The sequence below is a fragment of the Azospirillum sp. TSO22-1 genome (genome assembly GCF_003116015.1).
Classification (GTDB): domain Bacteria; phylum Pseudomonadota; class Alphaproteobacteria; order Azospirillales; family Azospirillaceae; genus Azospirillum.
Genome location: NZ_LGQZ01000224.1, coordinates 1 through 1,991, shown reverse-complemented (window position 1 = coordinate 1,991; position 1,991 = coordinate 1). Strand labels below are relative to the sequence as shown.

At 66.3% G+C, this 1,991-nt stretch carries 1 protein-coding gene and 1 pseudogene; both read left to right on the top strand.

From position 1 onward, the window contains the following. Window positions 1-191, top strand: a pseudogene (gene eno, locus TSO221_RS34350) (phosphopyruvate hydratase); the annotation flags it as partial. Window positions 192-700: 509 nt separating this feature from the next. Further along, a partial coding sequence (locus TSO221_RS34345; protein ID WP_109122939.1) for a bifunctional enoyl-CoA hydratase/phosphate acetyltransferase occupies window positions 701-1,991 on the top strand: 1,291 nt, incomplete at its 3' end.

Here is a 1,991-nt window from a genome sequence, read left to right as displayed (position 1 = left end):
TGTCGCACCGCTCGGGCGAGACCGAGGACTCGACCATCGCCGACCTCGCGGTGGCGACCAACTGCGGGCAGATCAAGACCGGCTCGCTGAGCCGCTCCGACCGTCTGGCCAAGTACAACCAACTGATCCGCATCGAGCAGCAGCTCGGCGCAGCGGCTCGGTTTGCCGGGCGCGGCATCCTCAAGGCCTGATCAAGCCTCCGAGAGACGACGAGAGAGGGGGCCGCGAGGCCCCTTCTTCTTTTGCGGGGTGCGGACCGGGGTGGCAACACTCACACGGATTTCACGGATTTCGCCACGGATTACACGGACCTTGTTGTTCGTGATTCCGTGCCATCCGTCAAAATCCGTGTAATCCGTGTCCCATGTTGCCCGCCACGCCGCGGCCTCCGGGGCAGCCCAAAAACGTGAGCGGTGCAGAAAACGCTTGCACCGCATCTCGCATACTAGTATATCACTTGCGAGTGCAGTCTGCGTCGTGGCCGGTTTGGTGAAGGCCGCCACGGCGCGTGCGTTTCCTCCCAAAACTCGGGCCGCGGGTGGTTCCCCCACCTCGCGGCCTTTCTTTTTTTGCACCGCACCCGGCCTGCGACATAGTGTCCAGCGCATCCTTTCGGCGTTGCAACATGAGCTAATATATTAGTATACCTTTTGGCGCACGTGGGCGACGGGCCGTCGTCACACAACTGGAGTATCCTTCCATGCGCACGCTTGGCGACTCTGCCAACAGCTCCTCCCCGAAGGCCATCGAGAACGTTCCCTTCGACGAACTCTTCATCGGCCAGAGCGCCAGCCTGACGCGGCAGCTCACGCTGATGGACGTCGAACTGTTCGCCGCCGTCTCGGGCAACATCGATCCCGCCCACCTCGACCCGAAGTTCGCCGCCGACAGCCGCTTCCAGAAGGTGATCGGCCACGGCATGTGGTCGGGCTCGCTGATCTCCGGCGTGCTCGGCACCCACCTGCCCGGCGCCGGCACGCTCTACGTCGGCCAGAACCTGCAGTTCCGCCGCCCGGTCGGCCTCGGCGACGTCGTCACCGCCACCGTCACCGTCACCGAGAAGCGCGCCGACAAGAACCTCGTCGTCTTCGACTGCGTCTGCGTCAACCAGCACGGCGAGACCGTCACCACCGGCACCGCCGAGGTCATCGCCCCCACCCGCAAGGTCTGCCGCGCACCCCATGAGCTGCCGCAGATCCAGATGATCCGTCACGACAAGCACGACGCGCTGCTCGACAAGTGCCGCGCCCTCAAGCCGGTGCTCACCGCCGTGGCGCACCCGTGCGACGAAAGCTCGCTGCGCGGCGCCGTCGAGGCGGCCGAGGCCGGGCTGATCGAGCCGATCCTGATCGGCCCGGAGACCAAGATCCGCGCGCTCGCCGGCCTGCACGGGCTGGACATCGACCCCTACCTGATCGTCAACGTCGAGCACAGCCACGCCGCCGCCGAGGCCGCGGTGGCGCTCGCCCGCACCGGCGAGGCCGAAGCGGTGATGAAGGGCTCGCTGCACACCGACGAGCTGATGAGCGCCGTGGTCAAGAAGGAGACCGGCCTGCGCACCGGCCGGCGCCTCAGCCACGTCTTCGTGATGAACGTGCCGACCTACCCGCGCGCCCTGCTGATCACCGACGCGGCGATCAACATCTACCCGACGCTGGAAGACAAGGTGCACATCGTCCAGAACGCCATCGACCTCGCCAAGGTGCTGGGCGTGGAAACGCCGAAGGTGGCGATCCTCTCGGCGGTGGAGACGCTGAACCCGAAGATCGAGACGACGCTGGAGGCGGCGGCGCTGTGCAAGATGGCCGACCGCGGCCAGATCACCGGCGGCATCCTGGACGGTCCGCTGGCCTTCGACAACGCCATCAGCCTGGAAGCGGCGCGCACCAAGGGCATCAAATCCGAGGTGGCCGGCCAGCCGGACATCCTGCTGGTGCCCGACCTGGAGGCCGGCAACATGCTGGCCAAGCAGCTGAGCTTCCTGGCCAACG